The organism is Cellulomonas sp. KH9 (assembly GCF_900114185.1).
Lineage (GTDB): Bacteria > Actinomycetota > Actinomycetes > Actinomycetales > Cellulomonadaceae > Cellulomonas.
On the sequence record NZ_FOSE01000001.1, the window covers coordinates 233,210 to 250,538 of the forward strand.

13 protein-coding genes are annotated in these 17,329 nt (G+C 74.9%); 9 read left to right on the forward strand and 4 right to left on the reverse strand.

What is annotated here, in order from left to right; genetic code table 11:
• The first annotated feature begins 11 nt into the window (after positions 1–11).
• From BMZ16_RS01060 to BMZ16_RS01080, 5 genes are all read left to right on the forward strand, one after another.
• A complete protein-coding gene (locus BMZ16_RS01060) occupies positions 12–3,854 on the forward strand; it encodes a glycoside hydrolase (protein WP_089797688.1) in 3,843 nt (1,280 codons plus the stop codon).
• Positions 3,855–4,000: 146 nt separating this feature from the next.
• A complete protein-coding gene (locus tag BMZ16_RS01065; protein WP_089797690.1) occupies positions 4,001–4,417 on the forward strand; it encodes a DUF3592 domain-containing protein in 417 nt (138 codons plus the stop codon).
• A 106-nt stretch (positions 4,418–4,523) separates the two neighbouring features.
• On the forward strand, positions 4,524–5,612 hold the full coding sequence (locus BMZ16_RS01070) for an ATP-binding protein (protein ID WP_089797692.1): 1,089 nt from the start codon (positions 4,524–4,526) through the stop codon (positions 5,610–5,612).
• A gap of 250 nt (positions 5,613–5,862) precedes the next feature.
• Complete coding sequence (locus BMZ16_RS01075) at positions 5,863–6,822, forward strand: LLM class flavin-dependent oxidoreductase (RefSeq protein ID WP_089797694.1); 960 nt, start codon at positions 5,863–5,865, stop codon at positions 6,820–6,822.
• A 609-nt stretch (positions 6,823–7,431) separates the two neighbouring features.
• The gene (locus BMZ16_RS01080) at positions 7,432–8,346 is read left to right on the forward strand and encodes a hypothetical protein (RefSeq protein ID WP_177199547.1); all 915 of its coding nucleotides are present in this window, start codon (positions 7,432–7,434) and stop codon (positions 8,344–8,346) included.
• A gap of 48 nt (positions 8,347–8,394) precedes the next feature.
• Here BMZ16_RS01080 and BMZ16_RS01085 read toward each other — a convergent pair whose 3' ends face one another.
• The 3 genes from BMZ16_RS01085 to BMZ16_RS01095 form a co-directional block, all read right to left on the reverse strand.
• The gene (locus BMZ16_RS01085; RefSeq protein ID WP_089797697.1) at positions 8,395–9,219 is read right to left on the reverse strand and encodes a hypothetical protein; all 825 of its coding nucleotides are present in this window, start codon (positions 9,217–9,219) and stop codon (positions 8,395–8,397) included.
• 144 nt (positions 9,220–9,363) lie between these two features.
• Positions 9,364–10,668, reverse strand: a complete 1,305-nt coding sequence (locus tag BMZ16_RS01090) for a glycosyltransferase (RefSeq protein WP_089797699.1) — start codon at positions 10,666–10,668, stop codon at positions 9,364–9,366.
• Between the two features lie 99 nt (positions 10,669–10,767).
• Entirely contained in the window at positions 10,768–13,002 is a 2,235-nt protein-coding gene (locus BMZ16_RS01095; RefSeq protein WP_089797701.1) for a glycoside hydrolase domain-containing protein, read from the reverse strand.
• A 327-nt stretch (positions 13,003–13,329) separates the two neighbouring features.
• On the opposite strand from BMZ16_RS01095, the gene BMZ16_RS01100 reads away from it, so the two are divergent.
• From BMZ16_RS01100 to BMZ16_RS01115, 4 genes are read left to right on the forward strand one after another with little or no spacing between them, the layout of a single operon-like run.
• On the forward strand, positions 13,330–13,608 hold the full coding sequence (locus tag BMZ16_RS01100) for a hypothetical protein (RefSeq protein WP_089797703.1): 279 nt from the start codon (positions 13,330–13,332) through the stop codon (positions 13,606–13,608).
• Positions 13,605–14,939 (forward strand): hypothetical protein, encoded by a 1,335-nt coding sequence (locus BMZ16_RS01105; protein WP_089797704.1) that lies wholly within the window; start codon positions 13,605–13,607, stop codon positions 14,937–14,939. The genes BMZ16_RS01100 and BMZ16_RS01105 overlap by 4 nt, the downstream gene beginning before the upstream one ends.
• Complete coding sequence (locus BMZ16_RS01110) at positions 14,936–15,613, forward strand: hypothetical protein (protein ID WP_089797706.1); 678 nt, start codon at positions 14,936–14,938, stop codon at positions 15,611–15,613. Before BMZ16_RS01105 ends, BMZ16_RS01110 begins: the two co-directional genes overlap by 4 nt.
• Positions 15,610–16,407 (forward strand): hypothetical protein, encoded by a 798-nt coding sequence (locus BMZ16_RS01115; RefSeq protein WP_089797708.1) that lies wholly within the window; start codon positions 15,610–15,612, stop codon positions 16,405–16,407. Before BMZ16_RS01110 ends, BMZ16_RS01115 begins: the two co-directional genes overlap by 4 nt.
• Here BMZ16_RS01115 and BMZ16_RS01120 read toward each other — a convergent pair.
• Positions 16,359–17,324, reverse strand: coding sequence for a phosphotransferase (locus BMZ16_RS01120; RefSeq protein ID WP_089797710.1), 966 nt, complete (start codon positions 17,322–17,324; stop codon positions 16,359–16,361). The two genes, BMZ16_RS01115 and BMZ16_RS01120, sit on opposite strands and share 49 nt — an antisense overlap.
• Between the last annotated feature and the right edge of the window lie 5 nt (positions 17,325–17,329).

The following is a 17,329-nucleotide window of genomic DNA, read 5'->3' on the forward strand; positions in this document are numbered from 1 at the left end:
GAAGAGGACAGATGACGACGACGTCACGTCGCTCGACAGCGGGAGCCGCCGTGCTCGCGCTGACGGCCGGGCTCATCGCAGCCCCGGCCGTGACCGCACCGGCCACCGCCGCCCCGACGGGCACCGCGGTGACCGTCACCCCCAACCCCTGGTACGCGGGGGAGACGTTCCAGGGCTGGGGGACCTCCCTCGTCTGGTTCGCCAACGCGACCGGCGGGTACCCGGCGGACGTCCGCCAGGACCTGTACGACAAGCTGTTCACGGCCGACGGCCTGGACCTCAACATCGCCCGCTACAACATCGGCGGCGGCCACGCGTCCGACGTCGAGGACTACCTGCGGGCCGGCGGCGCCGTCCCCGGGTGGTGGCGTGCCGACACCACCGGCGACCTGTACGGCGCCCCGACGACGCACGCGAACGCCGAGGCGGTCCGCGAGGCGTTCGACCCGGCCGACGACCGGTTCTACGACCTGGACGCGGACGCCGGGCAGCGGTGGTGGGTGCAGCAGCTCGCGGACGACGAGCAGATCACCCACTGGGAGACGTTCGCCAACTCCGCGCCGTGGTTCATGACCGAGAACGGGTACGTGTCCGGCGGGTTCGACCCGACCACCGAGCAGCTGCGGCCCGACTCCGTCGACGACTTCGCGGCGTACCTGGTGCGGGTCAGCGAGGCGCTGGAGGACGCGCACGGCATCGAGGTCGCGACCGTCGACCCGCTCAACGAGCCCAACACCGACTACTGGCGCACGACCCTCGAGGACGGCGTCCCGGTGGGCGGCCGGCAGGAGGGCATGCACGTCGGCCCGCAGCGGCAGGCCGACCTCATCGACGCGCTGGCCGAGCGGCTGCGCGCCCCGGGCTCCACGACCGATGCCGTGGTGTCCGCCATGGACGAGACCAACCCGGGCACGTTCGTGCGCAACTGGCAGGCGTACGACGCGCAGACCCGCGCCAACGTCGACCAGCTCAACGTGCACACGTACGGCACGGGCGGGCGCGTCACGGTCCGCGACCTGGCCAAGGTCGAGGACAAGCCGCTGTGGATGAGCGAGGTCGAGGGCAGCTGGGTGTCGGGGTGGAACCCGGCCAGCATCGTCAACGGCCTGGGCCTGGCGGGGCGCATCCACGACGACCTGCGGGAGCTGGAGTCGGACGCGTGGGTGTTCTGGCAGCCGGTCGAGGACCTCTACAACATGGAGCCGCAGGGCGAGAACTCCAACTGGGGCGGGGTCTTCATCGACCTCGACTGCCGCTGGTACGGCTCCGGTGAGGACCGCGTGTTCGCGTCCGAGCGCCGCGTCGACGACGCCGGCGGCGACTGGACGGACGTCGAGCCGTGCCACGTGGAGACGAGCACCAAGTACGACACCACGCGCAACTTCACGCACTTCATCCGGCCCGGGGACCGGGTCATCGGCACCGACTCGACGACGACGACGGCCGCGCTCAAGGCCGACGGCACGTCGACGACGCTGGTGCACACCAACCCGACGTCCGAGCCGGTGACCCTCACGGTGGACCTGCGCCACTTCGGCACGATCGCCGCCGGGGCGACCGCGACGCCGTACGTGACCACCGAGTCGCCGGCCGACCAGCCGGGCGCGAACGCACTGGTGCGGGGCGAGGCCGTGGCGGTCGACGCCGCGGCACGGTCCGTGACGCTCACGCTGCCGGCCCGGTCCGTGACGTCCGTGGACCTCGCGGGCGTCAGCGGCGTGGCGGACGACGCCGCGGCGCTGGCCGACGGGCGCACCTACCAGCTGGTGGGCGTCCAGAGCGGCAAGGCGCTGACGGTGGCCGACGCGGCCACCGCGACGACCATCACCACGCCGGGCGACACCGCACAGGCGGTGGGCCCGCAGCTGTGGACCGCGCACACCGTGGCACCGGGACGCCTCGACGGGACGCTGCGCGTCGTGCTGGAGGCGGCCGACGGGCGCGTGCTGGGGGCCACTCCCGCCGGCACCGACCTGCGGTCGGTGCCCGTGGCCGGCGCGGCGCAGGACCCGCAGACCCGCTGGATCCTGTCCTCGACCGACACGCTCACGTACGCGCTGGTCAACGAGGGGATCGGCCAGGCGCTCGAGGTCGGCGGGCAGTCGACCGAGGAGGACGCGGGCGTCGGGGTGTACGGCTCCAACGGCGGCGCCAACCAGCGCTGGTACCCGCGTGACGTCGAGGCCACCGGCGTCCCGCCGGTCGCCGTGAGCACCACGGTCGGCGTCGCACCGGTGCTGCCGGCCACGGTGGTGCCGACGTACCGCTGGGGCACGGGTCCCGCCGCCACGGTGGTGTGGGACGACGTCCCCGCCACGGCGTGGGAGCAGGCCGGGCAGGTGCCGGTCACCGGCACCGCGACCGACGTGTACGGCGCGACCCTGCAGGTGACCGCCACGGTCGACGTCGGCGGGTTCACGGTCACCGACCCGGTGTCCGTCACCACCTACGAGGGGGCGACGCTCGCGCAGGTGCAGGCCGCTGCCCCCGCGGTCGTGCCCGCGCGCATCGGGGCGTCGACGGCGACGTTCGACACGCCCGTCACGTGGGACTGGTCGGGCGTCACCGACGAGTCGTTCGCGACGCAGGGCGTCGTGCGCGTGACCGGTGCGGCCGTGTCCAACGAGCCGGACGCCGAGCCCGTGGCGGCGACGCTGCACGTGGTCGTCACCGCGCGGTCGTCGGCGAACATCGTGCCGCTGCCCACCACGACGGCATCGGCGACGTTCACCGAGCCGGGGTACTCGATCGAGAGCACCCGCAACGGCGACCGCACCGACAAGGCGTGGTCGAACTGGGTGGGCACCGCGCGCGCGGGCGACACCCTGACGTACACGTTCCCGCAGACCCAGGTGGCCGACGCGGCCGTGTACTTCTACGTCGACGGCTGGCACCGCAGCTGGGCGAGCGAGGTGGCGGTCGAGCGGCAGACGGCCGACGGCACGTGGGTGCCGGTCGACGGGTCGCCGATCACCGTCGCCGAGCCGGGCGACGGGGCGGCCCCGGTCGTCACGCTCGACCTCGGTGGCGTGACCGCGACGGGTCTGCGGTTCGCGCTGACGCCGAACCCGGGTGTGCACATGATCGTCTCCGAGGTCGAGATCGGTGCGGTCGCCCCCGCGGCGTCGTCGGTGGCCGACCTGGCGGCGCTGCGCACCGACGGCGTCGACGTGCCGGGCCTCGCACCGGGCGTGACGTCGTACGACGTGACCGTCGACGGGTCGGCCTGGCCGACGGTCGTCGCGGTGCCCGTCGACGCGGCCGCGCGGGTGGCGGTGACGCAGCCGTCGGACGAGAACGGCGGCGTCGCGACCGTCCGCGTCACGTCGCCCGACGGGACCGTCTCGCAGGAGTACACGCTCACCGTGGAGCGCCGGGCGGTCGTCCGGGGCGTCACGCTCAGCGGGCTGACGTCGGACGGCACGGTGCGCGCCGGCACGCGGCTCACCGCGGTCGCCGACGTCGACCCGGCCGACGCCCGGCTCCGCTACGCGTGGGCCGTCGACGGGAAGGTCGTGCGGGGGGCTACCGACGCGACGTTCACGCCGCGCAAGCCCCACGTGGGCGGCGAGGTGACCGTGACGGTCACGGCGACGGCCCGCGGGTTCGCGACGTCGACGCCGGTGACGGCGCAGGCCGTGACCGTCGTCGAGGCCGAGCGGCCCGGGAAGCCGGGGAAGCCCGGGAAGCCGGGGGACGGCAAGCCCGGCAAGCCGGAGAAGCCCGGGAAGCCGGGGGACGGGAAGCCCGGCAAGCCGGAGAAGCCCGGGGACGGCAAGCCGGGCGACGGGAGGCCGGGCAAGCCCGGCAAGCAGGCCGGCCCCCCGCCCGGGAGGCCGGGTGGTCACCGGTGACCGGTCGCTGACCGGAGCCTGACCGGCGCGGCCCGCGGGGAGCACGTCCTCGCGGGCCGCGCTGCGTCGTCCCGGCGGCCGCCACCTGCCGTGCAGCGCGTGCCTCTCGACGTCGTGGACCGACGCGATGCCTGACGATGGCTGCCATGCCCGTCGTCCCCGCGGTCCAGATCGCGCTCCTGCTCACCGCGCTCGCCATCGCGCTGCCGCTCCTGCGTGCCGCCCGGGACGCCCGGCGGACCCGCCGGCGGCTCGAGCGTGCCCGCTCGGCGTCCGGTGAGGTCGTCGCCGTGGAGGACGTCGGGGGTTCGCCGGTGCCCACGGTCCGGTACCACGTGGGGGACGAGCGCCACGAGACCCGGCCCCGCACCCCGCGTCCGGCGGCCCGGTACCTCGTCGGGCAGCCGGTCGACGTCCGCTACGACCCGCAGGAGCCGGCGTGGATGACGGTCGAGGCGGTCCAGGGCGACGCGCGCGTGCCCCGCCCGCCACGGGCAGTCGCGACCGCGGCCGTGATGACGGCGCTGGTCGGGGCCGCGCTGGTGCTCCAGATGCTGCGCTGACCGATGGCCGGGTGCCGCAGGTGCGGCGCGGGGCGGTCGTGTCGGCGCTAGCGGGTGCGCGCGGGGTTGCTGAGCGGGAAGCAGGTGGAACCGCATCCCGACATGGATGGTGAAGCCGGTCGATCCTGGCGAGCGGGTGCACGAGACGACGGCTGGCGAGTGCTACCTGAGGGTCGGGGACGAGTCGCGCAGGCTGGGCTTCGCTCAGCGGCAGGAGCTCGAGTACGACCGCGGTGGGGCTCCGTTCGACGGGACGCCGGTTGACGTCCGTATCGAGGACCTCGACAAGGCTCAGGTGGAGGCCTACCAGGAGGCGATCGGGTCGTCGTCTCCGGAGGGCATGCTCCGCGCGCGAGGACTCCTCACGCGGGACGGCCGCCTGACGGTCGCGGCTTACCTGCTCTTCGGCGAACGGCCGCAAGCCCTGTTCCCCAACGCGCAGGTTCGCGTCCTCCGCTACCGCGGTGTGGAGCGGGGCACCGGAGCGGGCCTGACGCTCGAGGACGCCGCAGATGTCCGTTGCGAAGGTTCCATCCCGCAGCAGATCGCGCAAGCGGCACAGGTCATCGGGTCGCTGGTCCCCGATCGACGCGCACTCGGTGCCAGCGGGCGGTTCGAGGCGGTCCCCGTGATTCCGCGGGACGCCTGGCTCGAGGGGCTGGTCAACGCCGTGCTTCACCGCTCCTACAGCATGGCCGGCGACCACGTGCGCGTCGAGATCTTCCCCAACAGAATCGAGATCTCCAGCCCAGGGCGCTTTCCCGGACTCGTGGACCCGACACGACCGCTCAACCTCAGCAGATATGCGCGCAACCCGCGCCTGGCACGTGTGTGCTCCGATCTGGGCATCGCGCAGGAACTCGGGGAGGGGATCCGCCGCATCTTCGACCAGATGCGAGCCCGGGGACTGACCGACCCGCTGTACACACAGACCGCCGCGTCGGTCCAGCTGACGCTGTTCCTCTCGGACGCGCTCCCGGCGGAGGTCCGCGCGGCTCTTCCGGCCGGTGCGCTCAAGGTGCTCGATGCGCTGCGGCGTGCCGGTCGGCCACTGGGCACCGGTCAGGTGGCCGATGTGGCGGGCGTGACTCGGCCGACCGCCTCGCGTCATCTGCAACGACTGCAGGACGCCGGCCTGGTGGCGTGGGAGGGCCAGTCGCCCAAGGACCCTCGGGCAGCGTGGCGACTGACGTAGCGGTCGTCGCGCCGGACACGTCCTCCATCGGCTACTGCAACATCTACTGCAACACGCATGTGGCAGTAGATGTTGCAGTAGCCGGCGTCGATGGTCGTCATGGGCATCCGGTACCGGTCCGTCGGCCGAGTTCCTGCTCGGGTCCACCGACCTGCGGATCCTGCTCGCCGCGCGGTGCCCGGTGCACGCCCCAGGCCACGACCACCGGCCGCGAGGGAGGTGACCCCTGGCGGTGGGCCAGGATGTCCCCATGACGACGCCGTCCCTCGGGGTGCTCCTGCCGCGTGACCTGCCCGCCGACCGTGTGCTCGAGCACGCCCGCCGCGCCGAGGCCCTGGGCTTCGACGAGCTGTGGGTGGTCGAGGACCTCGGCTTCCGCGGCGGTGCCGCGCAGGCCGCGGCCGTGCTGGCGGCGACCGAGCGGATCCACGTCGGCATCGGCATCGTGCCGGCCGCGTCGCGGGACGTCGCGTTCGCCGCGATGGACGCCGCGACGCTCGCGCGGCTGTTGCCGGGCCGCACGACCTTCGGCGTCGGGCACGGCATGCCGGACTGGATGCGGTCGGTCGGCCGGTGGCCCGCCCGGCCTCTGACCTACCTCGAGGAGTACACGGTCGCGCTGCGGGCGCTGCTGCGCGGCGAGACGGTGACGACCGCGCCCGGAGCCCAGGTCGTCCTCGACGGTGTCGCGCTCGACCCGTCGTCCGTGCCCGAGGTCGTGCCGGACGTGCTGCTGGGGGTGCGCGGCCCGCGCTCGCTCGCGGCCGCCGGGCGCGTGGCCGAGGGTGTGGTGCTCGCCGAACCCTGCGCTCCCGCGTACGTGCGGGCGGCCGTCGCGCAGGTCGCGGCGCCGGCGCCGCCCCGCGTCGTGACCTACGACGTCGCAGCCGTCGACGACGACGAGGCGCGTGCCCTCGCCGTCGCACGCACGGGCCTCGCGTGGATCGGCGAGCCCGACTGGGCGCCGCACGTCGCACCGCTGCCGTTCGCGGCCGACCTGGCCGACCTGCGTGCCCGCTGCGCGTCGCCCGAGGAGTTCGCCGCCGCCCTGCCCGACGCCTGGGTGCGCGAGCTGGCGCTGGCCGGCACGCCCGCCGACGTCCGCGAGCGCGTCACCGCGCGCGGGGACGCCGGGGCCACCACCTGCGTGCTGTTCCCCACGGGCCCGGACCCGGTCGCCGCGCTGGAGTCGCTCGCGCGGGTGCGCTGAGCGACGGACGGCGGGCCGACCGGCTCCGGTTCGCCCGTCCGGGCGTCGGCCCCGGACTCTCACCCGCACATCGCGGCGACGTGCGTCAAGATGCTCCCTGACCCGCCCCACCCCCGGATCAGGAGTGCCGTGAGCAGCGAGGACCCGTCGACGACGCCGCACGGAACCGGGGCGGTGCCGCCGCCCCCGCCGCCGCCGTTGGAGCCCTTCGCGGCGCCCGGTGTTCCGCCGGCGCCGCCCGGGACCGTCCCCTACGGCAGCCCGGTGTCGCCGTACGGTGGGCCGTCCGCGAACCCGTACAACCCGTACGAGGTCGGGGGAGCGTCGTACGGCACGCCCCCGGGAGCGTCGTACGGTCCGGGGGCCGCGTCCGACTCGCCGGCCGACGCGAACGGCGCGGCGTCCCACGGCGGGCCGCCTGGACACACCCCGCCTGGACACACCCCGCCTGGACGCACCCCGCCTGGACACACCCCGCCAGGTGCCACGCCGCCGGGTGCCGTCCACCCCGGGGCCACCCCGCCGGGCGCGCCCTGGGGGCCGGTCGCGCCCCCGACGCGCAACGGCCTCGCCGTCGCCGCCCTCGTCCTGGCGGTCGTCGCGTTCGTCATGGCCTGGGCGCCGGTCGCCAACGTCGTGGCGGTGCTGCTGGGTCTCGTCGCGCTCGTGCTGGGCATCGTGTCGATCGCCCGGGGGCGGGGCGCGGGACGGAAGGTCGGCGCGGGCGTCGCCGGTGCCGTCGTCGGGACGTTGGCGACCGTGGTGGGCTTCACCACGCTGGTCGTGTACGAGCTCGTCTCGACCGAGGACGTCGTCGCGGAGCAGGGGGAGGAGCGCCTGGAGCCCGAGGGTCCCGGTGCCGCCCCCGACGAGGACCTGCCGGGTGGTGCGCAGGGCGACGGACAGCCCGGCGAGCCCGGGACCGAGCAGGGCGCGGGCGGTGACGCGGCGGCCGGCACCGCGGCACCGCTGCAGGTGGCCGACGTCGCGTTCGGCCCGGACCCGCTCGACGAAGGGTCCTGGTGGTTCGTCGTCGTCGTCGACAACCCCAACCCGGAGCACCACTACGGCTCCGCGGAGATGTCGGTCGAGGCGATCGCCGCCGACGGCACCCTCATCGCGGCGCGTCCCCAGTACCTGACGGCGCTGCCCGGTCGCACGGCGATCACGGGGACCTTCCGTGAGCTCGGCGGGATGACCCCGGACCGCGTCGAGGTGCGGCTGCCCGCCGTGCAGCGGGGGGTCACCCACGTGCCCGGCGGCGGTGCGCTCACCTCGAGCACACCGGCGCCGCAGGAGTCGTCGTGGGGGACGACGGTCACCGGGACGGTGACGAGCACCCTGGCGGAGGACGTCGAGATGGCCCTGGTCGTCGTCGTGGCGAGCGACCCGGCGGGGACCGTGGTGGGCGCGGCCCGCGGGTACGTCGACCTCGTGCCCGCGGGCGGCGAGGCCCCGTTCGAGATCGAGTTCTACGGCGAGCTGCCCGCCGGGACGCAGTTCACCGCCTACGCGACGCCCTGACGAGCGGGGGACCGGGGTGGCCGGCGGTCGCCGGCCACCCCGCCGGGGTCAGCCGGCGAACGGGTCCTCGGTGGTGATCTCCTCGGCGGTCGGGGCGTCCACGGGGGCGGCCGTGCCCCAGCTCGTGAACGTCGTGCGCGACTGGATCCCGAGGATGTCGAAGCTCACCTCGCGCGCGCGCCCGTCGGCGTCGACCACGTAGGTGTACTCGAGCGTCGCGGGCACCTCGGTGCCCGGGGGGAGCTGCGCCTGCATCTCGGCCAGCTCCTCGGGCAGCTTCGACGGGTCGATGACCACGACGTACGTCTGCGCCTCGACACCGTCGACCTCGATCGGCTCACCGGTCGGTGTCACGCTGACGATGGCGGCCTCCTGGCCCTCCAGCCCCATCGTGGGGTCGACCTCGCCCATGGCCTCGGCGAACGCCGCGCCGAACGGGTTCGACGCGTCCGCGGGGTCGATCGCGAGGAACTTGCCGCCCGTGAGCTCACCGAGGTTGACGTAGCTCATCCCGCCGACGGAGCGCACGGTCATGGCCGGGGTGTCGGGTGCCTCGATCACCATGGCGAGCGCCGGCGTGTCCCCGCCGAGGTGCACGGAGCCGCTCATGGACATGGACTCGCCCGCGCTGCCCATGGTCATCGTGAAGTCGTAGCTGCCGGCGGCCACCTGGGCGTCGACGATGGTCCGGATGAAGTCGGCCGCGGTGAGCGTCGTCGGCTCCGGGGTCGCCTCGACGGTCGGGGAGGCCGACGGGGTCGCGCTCGGCGTGGCGGTGGCGGCGTCGGTGCTGGACCCGCCTCCGCACGCGGTCAGCGCACCCAGCAGGACGACGAGAGCGGGCGTGGCGAGGGCACGGCGGGGCGACGGCACGGGAGACCTCCGGTGAGTGGCCGTGGGCCGAGCCGGTCGGCTCGCTGCTCCTGGACGACCGGGACGATCGTGGCAGATCGTGGCAGTCCTCGTGGGTGTTCCGCGGGTGGGATCACCGGAGCCCCCGCTGCGTGTGGTCCACCGTCAGGCCGGGACCGGTGCCCACCTCGCCGCGTCCACCTGCTCGAGGATCCGGTCGAGCACGACCCCGCGGTCGAACCGCAGCGCGTACTCCCGCGCCCGCTCGGCGGACGCGGCGCGCTCGGCGCGGTCCATCGCGAGGACGTCGTCGAGCGCGGCGGCGATCGCGTCGGGGGCGTCGACCGGCACGATGACCGCGGTGTCGCCCACGGCCTCCCCGATGCCGCCGGTGACGGTCGTGATCACCGGCCCACCCCCGGACAGCATCTTCTCGACCAGCGCGATCCCGAACGTCTCGACGAACTCCGGGCGCGGCTTGGACGGCAGCACGAACGCGGTGCAGCCGGCCATGAGGTGGCCCTTCTCGTCGTCGGGGACGTCGTCGAGGAACGTGATGAGGTCGGCCACGGGCGTGCGCGCGGCGTGGGCCCGCAGCTCGGCGGCCTGCGGCCCGTTGCCGGCGATCACCAGGCGGCGGCCCGCGGCGGGCGCCCCCGAGCGCGCGTACCCCTCGATGAGGTCGTCGACGCCCTTGGCGTGCGCGAGGCGCGACAGGAACAGCACGTACCCGTCGCGCGTCAGCCCGCGGGCCGCCAGGGCGCGGTCCGTCGCGTCCTCGTCGCGCGCCAGGTAGGTGCCGACGTCGATCGCGGGGTAGGACACGTTGACGCGCTCGCGGCACTCGTCGGCGAACCGGGTGCCGTGCCGGGCGTCGATGGCTGCGGCCTCGGTGATCACCAGGTCCCGGGTGTACTGGGAGACGGCGAGCACGACGTCGTGCGAGAGGTACTGCGCGAGCACGTGCGCCGCGGCGCCGAACCGGTCCTGCTCGACGCACGCGCGCACCACGTTGGTGACGTCGGACCCGACGGCCTCCGCGACGGTGACCACGTTCACGGGCAGGCCCGTGCGGCGCGCGACCGAGACGGCGTCCGCCACGGCCGTCGCGTGCGGCGACAGGTACAGGGACATGGCGACCGTCGGCACCCCGTCGGTGAACAGCTCGACGAGCCGCCCGGTCAGCCCGGCGAGGTAGCGGCCGTCGGGGACCTTGTAGTCGCCCACGGGCTCGGGGCGCTCCACGACGATCCCGGGGGAGTACGGCGTCACGCCGTCCAGCGGCTTGAGCGGCAGGCCGGCCTCCTGCAGCCGCTCGACGGACCACGTGACGATGCGGACCTCGTCGAACCCCCGCTGCAGCGCGGCCTCGGCGAGGTTGCGGGCCTCGCCCGAGTGGCCGCAGATGACCGGGTCGGCGCGCACGACGATGACGAGGCGGCGGTCGGGGCGGGCGGCGGTGGTGTCCACGGCGTCGTCCTCTCGGGTCGGGCTGGACCGGCCTCTCGGGGGAGAGGACGGGGTGGGACGGGCTCTCCCCGGGTCGGGAGCGCGGTGCTGCCGGTCAGGTCAGGGCAGGGCGAGGCGGGGGAGCGGGACGTCGACGTGCGGCGCCGGGGCGCTGGGTGGTCGGTGCTGCGTACCCCAGCCCGACGGTTCCGGGCCGAGGGCGATGCGCAGACGGCCGCCGGCGTGCAGCTCGCCGCCCGTCAGGAAGGGACGCTCCAGCGGTACCCCGTCCAGGTGGACCGACTGCACGTGCTGCGCCGGACCACCGGGCTCGGGCTCGACGAACCCCGTCGTCTCGACCGTCAGCGGCCGGCCGCCGACGTCCAGGCGGGCCTCGCGCCACGAGGGTGCGTTGAGCAGGACCAGGTTCTGCCCTGCGACGGGGAACAGCCCCAGCGACGCCCAGACGTACCAGGAGGACAGCCCGCCGGAGTCGTCGTTGCCGGGCAGGCCGCCACGGCCGGTACCGAACTGCTGCTGGACGACGTCGTGCACCACCTGGGCGGTGCGGTCCGGGCGGCCCGCGTACATGTAGGCCCACGGCGCCTCCATGTCCGGCTCGTTGTTGAGGCCCTCGAACCGGTGCAGCCCGTACCCGGCGGCCATCTCCTCGACGTCCGGGCGGAGCCCCGGCTGCTTCACCGGGTCGGCGCCGAACCCGAAGAACCGGTCGAGCATCGTCGTGAACGCGTCGTCGCCGCCGGCCAGCGCGATGCGGGACGCCATGTCGTGCATCAGCCGGAACGAGTAGTTCCAGCGGCCGCCCTCGTAGTACGTCGAGTCCACCAGCAGGCCCGTGTCCCGGTCGAACGCGTTGACCCAGCGCGCGGCCAGCGGGCCGAACTGGTCGACCAGCGCCAGGTCGCCGACCCGCCCCGCGACGATCGCGGAGCACCAGTACCCGAACGCGAGGTCGAGCGTGTGGCTGATGGGGTGGGTGCGGCCGTGCAGCAGGAACTCCTCGCCGTACGTGCGGCGCAGGTCGTCGTGCATGTGCACCAGCGCCCAGTCCCAGTCGACGCCCGGCAGGCCCAGCGCGCACAGGTCCGCCAGGAAGGTGTGCGCCAGCGCGGACGCCTGCCGGCTGAACCGGTCGGCGCCGCGGGCCATGCGGTAGCCGATCGGCAGGTTGCCCTCCTCCTCGGCGATCTGCAGCAGCGCGTTCGCCAGCTCGACGGCCCGGTCCGGCGCCAGCGCCGTCAGCAGCGGCAGCTGGGTGCGGTAGATGTCCCACATGGTCGACAGGTCGAAGGCGAACGGCCCGGGCGTCGGCCAGAACGGCGACTCGTCGGGGGCGAGGCACGGCTTGACCAGCGAGTGGTAGAGCGCCGTGCCGAAGACGGTGGCCCGGTCCGGCGACGGGGTGTCGACCTGGACCTTGCCCAGGTGCTCGCGCCACACGCCCTCGGTGGTGGCACGCCGCCGCTCGAACGACAGCCGCGGGTCCGGGCCGCACTCCCGGTGCAGGGTGGCCGCGGCCTGCTCGACGCCGCGCAGCGAGAACCCGAACCGCAGCTCGACGACCTGCCCCGCCTCGGTGGGCCCCGCCCACATGAGGCCGAACGGGCGCAGGGTGGTCGGGCGGATCCGGTCGAAGTCCAGGCGCGTGCCGCCGGGCATCAGGCGCCGGTCGTACCAGAGCATCTGGCGCCACTGCTGGGCGTCGCACTCCACGCGCGTGGCCAGCGGTGCGCCCTCCACGACGATCTCGCCCTCCGCGCACCCGGGGCCCACCGACGCCAGGTGCGCACGCAGCGGGATCGTCCGGCCGTAGGGGATGTCCAGCCCGCCGAGGGAGAAGTCGATGACGAGCCGCGCGTCGTGGTGCGCGGGGAACGTGTACCGGTGGACGGCGGACTTGGGGCCGACCGTGATCTCCGCGCGGATCCCCGACTCGAGCGTCGCGGCGTAGTACCCGGGGCGGGCGACCTCGTCGACGATCTCCCACGTGCGGCCCAGGTCGTCCAGCGGGCCGAGCATCGGGGTGACCCGGAAGTAGTTGTAGTACTTGCGGATCGCGCCCGTACCGGACTGCTGGAAGTGCGTGAACCCGCTGGCCACCAGCCGGTCGTGCAGCACCGGCGGCTGCCCCTCGGTCGACAGGTCGTAGCGGCCGTAGCCCGTGGGGTACGCCCCGGAGTACGCGCACGCCGACACCATGCCCAGCGGGTACGTGGCCCCGGGGTGCGTGTTGCCCACCTGCGGCTTGGGCCACCACCACGTCGCCGCCAGGCCGCTGGGCGCGGGCAGGGCGGTCGCGTCGGTGCCGATGAAGGGGTCGACGTGGTCGAACATCCCGGCCTCCTCGCGTGCGTCCGTCCTGCCGTGCGCGGTCGGTACGTCAGTCGTGCGGCCTCGTGAGCCGGGTCGGTCAAGCGTGGCGCGCGGCGCCCGGTGTGTCCACGGGTGCGGTGCCACACGGTGCGGCGACGGTACGAGCCGCGTGTGTCGGGCATGTTGCGCGCAGGTCACGCTTCGGCCGGACGGCGGTTCGGGTGAACCCTCGGGCGCCGCCGGCCGGTCGGATGTCCGGTTGGGTAGTGTTCGCCCGGCTCTGCCGGGGCCCGACGTCGTGCCCGGCGGCGCTCTCCCTGTCGGAGTGACGAGCGAGAGGACGTCCGCATGGCGTTCGCCGGAGGTGACCCCGCCCGTCTGCGGGCCGCGTCGCGTGCGCTCGGCACGCTGGCCGAGGGCCTGACGGACGACGCGCTGGCTGCGCGGGACCGGGGCCGCGAGGCGGCAGCGGCCGCGGGCGACGGCCACATCGCCCAGCTGGCCGAGAGCGCCCTGGCCGCTGTCGGCGGCGCGCTCGTCGCCACCGCCGTGGTCGTCTCGGGCCTCGCGCAGGGCACGACCACCGCGTCCGACCAGCTGGTCGGGGCGACCGGGGGACCGCGGTGAGCGACTTCCGGGTGCCGGCCGGCGACCCGGACGGGCTGCGGAGCGTCGTCACCCGGCTGTCGCGCCTCAGCGAGACCGTGGGGGAGACACGCAGCAGCCGGCTGCGGTCGGCCGGCCAGGACGCGGCGGCCGGGCTGCCCGCGGCGCGGGTGGCCGCGTTCGCCGGCGCGCGCTCCGACGCGTCGAAGGCGACCGGGGCCATCGGACTCTCGCTCGTCGCGGTCGGCGGAGCGCTCGTCGACTACGCCGACGCGCTGCAGACGGCGCAGCAGGCCGTGCGCGACGCCGCCGCCCGGTACGACGACGCGCAGGAGCTGTGGCGGCAGGCCCGCCGGATGGGCGAGCCCGAGCTCACCGAGCGGTACCGGCAGGACATGGACCGCCAGGCCCGGCGCGCGGGCACCGCCCAGGCCGACCTCGCGACCGCCCGGCAGCGCACCGCCGCGGCGCTCAACGACGAGACCGAGGTCTGGGCGCCGGGCGCGGGGTCGCTCGCCCCGGTCGAGGCGTGGCAGCGGGCGACCGCGGCGATGCTCCCGCCGACCGCGTCGATCGACCCGCAGAAGCTCAAGGAGCTCTTCAGCAATCCCGACGTGACCCTCGCCAGGGAGACCGCGACCAACGCCGTCAAGGGCGCGGCGAAGTCGTACGCGCTCTACGGGATCGTCAACTACGCGCGCTCGCCCGCGCTGTCCGCGCGCGCCGAGGCCAAGCTGCTCAAGGCCCGTGACCTCTACCAGTCCCTCAAGGGCGGTGCCCCGGACCTCGACGACCCGGCGACCTACCGCAAGTACATCAAGGCCGAGCGAGCCATGCTCAAGGCCTACATGAGCGACAACCCTGCGGACGTCATGCGAGCGCAGCGGCACTTCCGGATGCTGCGGGGGATGCAGGGCGAGGCCCGTGCGCTCGCGAACGTGGCACGCGCCCACCCGGCGCTCACGCCCGCGCAGATCAGGGGCACCGCCGGTCGGTTCGACAAGCTGATGAGGCCTGTCCGGGCGGCCGGCCCGGTGGTGGCGCGTGTCATGGGCCCGGTGTCCGTGGCCGTCGGCGGGTACGACATCTACACGGCGGCGACCGACTCCGGGATGGCGACCGACGACCGGTGGGCCAGGGGCGTCGGCGGCGCCGCCTCCGTCGCCGGCGGTGTGGCGACAACGCTCGTGGCGGTCGGGCTCGTCTCGAACCCGGTCGGTCTCGCGGTCGTCGCCGTGGCCGGCGTCGTGGCGGTCGGGGCGTGGGCGTACGAGAACCGTGAGGCGATCGCCGCCGGCGCCGGGAAGATCGCCGCCGGTGCCAAGAAGGTGTGGAAAGGGCTGTTCGGATGACGCAGGAGACGATCGATCCGGCGACGGACCTCGACCCGGCGGACGCGGAGAGCGTGGTCGAGGCGCGGCTGGCGCTCTACGGTGCCGCGGTCGACGCGGCGCTGCGAGGCCTCACGGCCAGGGGCGTCTACCGCGCCGTCCCCCTCGATCCCGAGAGCGGGACGTTCGCCTACCAGGCGCTGCCGGACATCCACGCCCTGCTCACCATGCGCCGGTACACGGAGTGCGTCGTCGTCGCCGAGCGCCAGGGCTCGGAGGCGCGCGACTGGGCGGTCCTCTACGAGCAGCGCGCCGGCCTGTGGCTGGCGGAGTACGTCACGCACACCGGGCTGCACCACTTCGTGCTCGCGACCGCAGAGCTCGTGGCCGAGGAGCTGGCCGGCTGGTCCGGTGCCGTCGGCGACGCCCCCGTCCCCGCCCTCGACCTGTACCTCACCCGGGAGCAGGTCGCTGCCCAGGACCCCGCGCTCGAGCCGGTGGGGCGCTGCACCGCCGCTGTGACGATCACCCGGCTGGACCTCGGTGAGCCGATGCGCGAGACCTGGACCGGTGTGTTCACCGGACCGGACGGCAGCTACGTGTCCTTCGGCGAGGGCGACGACGGCGTGCGGTACCGCGGTGCCGGGCGCGCCGGCGTCGCCGAGCACTGGCGCACGGTGCTGGGGGCGGCGTGAGCACGCACCGGGAGTTCGTCGTCTTCGAGGACCCGAGGAGCCCGGAGGCCGCCGAGCGGCTCATCGAGCTCGGTGAGCGGACCGCGGAGGACATGGGAGCCGTCCGCGCGACGTTCCGCGCCTGGCCGGGTCGCACGGCGAACGTCGCCTTCGCGGTGCTGCTCGTCGTCGCCGTGGCGACCTCCGTCGTCGCGCCGAACGCCACGGAGCTGAGCGTCCGCCTCGTCATCTGGGGGAGCTTCGCGTTCTGGGTCGCACTGTTCGTGGCGGCGGGTGCCATGGACCGGCACCGGGTGTGCGAGCACGGGCTGGTCGTGGGGTTCCGCACGCACTCGAGGTACGTCGTCCCGTGGTCGACGATCGACCCCGGGCGGGTGCGCGTCGTGCGGCGCCCGCTGCTCGTCGGGCGGCGGCCCGAGCTGCCCGCGTCCTCGCCGCACTACCGGGTGGGGTGGTTCACGACGTCCGCCGTGGCGGTCAACGGGCTCGACAGCGCGATCGACGGCTGGGTCCGGGTGCCCGGTCTGCTGGGGGTGACCGACGCGGTGGAACTCGCCGGGCGCGCACGCTTCACCCCCTTCGTGTGGTGGCTTCTCGGCACCCAGAGACCACGCGAGCTGCTCGAGGCCATCGAGGCGGCGATGGTCGCGGACGGGTACGACGCGCGCGGGCTGGCCGACCGGGCCGAGCGCAACGCGGTCACCATCACGTGGCAGCCGACCGCGCAGAGCCCGATCCCGCCGCGCTACCCGGACGACCCGGTCGTCGGCGTGCGCGGACCCGACCTGCCCTGAGGTCCGCGCGGCCCGCGCCGGTCAGTCCCGGACGGACCGACGACGCCCAGCTCGCCCAGCGCCCGCCACCCGATCTCCTGGGGTGAGCCGTCCTCGTGGCCGACCCACCCCGCGGCCATCGCCAGCCCGGTGCCGAGCGCGCGCGCCGCGGTCGCGTCCGACACCCCGCCGTATGCGTCCAGCGCGGCCGTGACCCCGGCGGCCGGCAGCGCCAGCCACAGGAACCCGAGGTCCGTGGCCGGGTCACCGCCCGACACGTCGGCCCAGTCGAGGACCCCGCCGAACAGCCCGTCGACGCTGAGCAGGTTGAACGGGTGCAGGTCCGCGTGGATCCACGACGTCGGCAGGTCCACCGGGGCGGCCAGCGCGTCGGCCCACAGGCGTTCGGTGCGCTCGCGGTCGAGGCGCAGCCCGCGCCCGGGCGCGGTCTGCTCGACGCGGGCCAGGGCCCGGAGGAGACCGGCGGTGCGGTCGGCCAGGGGGATCGACTGCTCGTCGTTGTACGGCGCGTCGGGCGGTGCCGGGACGTGCACCTGCGCGAGCGCCCGCCCCAGGTCGGGCCCGGCGTCCGCGGTGAGCGGCACCTCCGCGGCCGTCACCCCCGGCAGCCACGCGACCACGGCCCACGGCCACGGGTACGCCGCGCCGGGCGTCCCGGCCCGCACGACGCGCTGCGTCGGGAAGGTCCACCCCGCCGACAGCCGCGCCACCCACCGCAGCTCCGAGTCCATCGACCGCACCGACGCGGCGTGCCGCGGCAGCCGCACGGCCAGGTCGTCGCCCAGGCGGTACATCGCCATGTCCCAGCCGGCGTGCCGCCGGCCCAGCGGCAGGTCCGCCAGGTCGGGGTGCTGCTCGGTCAGCAGGGCACGGACGACGTCGGGCGTGATCGGCACCTCGTCGTCGGGTGCGCGCACGGCCG

Coding starts and splice junctions, on each gene's coding strand:
- BMZ16_RS01060 (WP_089797688.1), top strand. CDS start 12: ATGACGACGACGTCACGTCGCTCGACAGCGGGAGCCGCCGTGCTCGCG.
- BMZ16_RS01065 (WP_089797690.1), top strand. CDS start 4,001: ATGCCCGTCGTCCCCGCGGTCCAGATCGCGCTCCTGCTCACCGCGCTC.
- BMZ16_RS01070 (WP_089797692.1), top strand. CDS start 4,524: ATGGTGAAGCCGGTCGATCCTGGCGAGCGGGTGCACGAGACGACGGCT.
- BMZ16_RS01075 (WP_089797694.1), top strand. CDS start 5,863: ATGACGACGCCGTCCCTCGGGGTGCTCCTGCCGCGTGACCTGCCCGCC.
- BMZ16_RS01080 (WP_177199547.1), top strand. CDS start 7,432: ATGGCCTGGGCGCCGGTCGCCAACGTCGTGGCGGTGCTGCTGGGTCTC.
- BMZ16_RS01095 (WP_089797701.1), bottom strand. CDS start 13,002: ATGTTCGACCACGTCGACCCCTTCATCGGCACCGACGCGACCGCCCTG.
- BMZ16_RS01100 (WP_089797703.1), top strand. CDS start 13,330: ATGGCGTTCGCCGGAGGTGACCCCGCCCGTCTGCGGGCCGCGTCGCGT.
- BMZ16_RS01110 (WP_089797706.1), top strand. CDS start 14,936: ATGACGCAGGAGACGATCGATCCGGCGACGGACCTCGACCCGGCGGAC.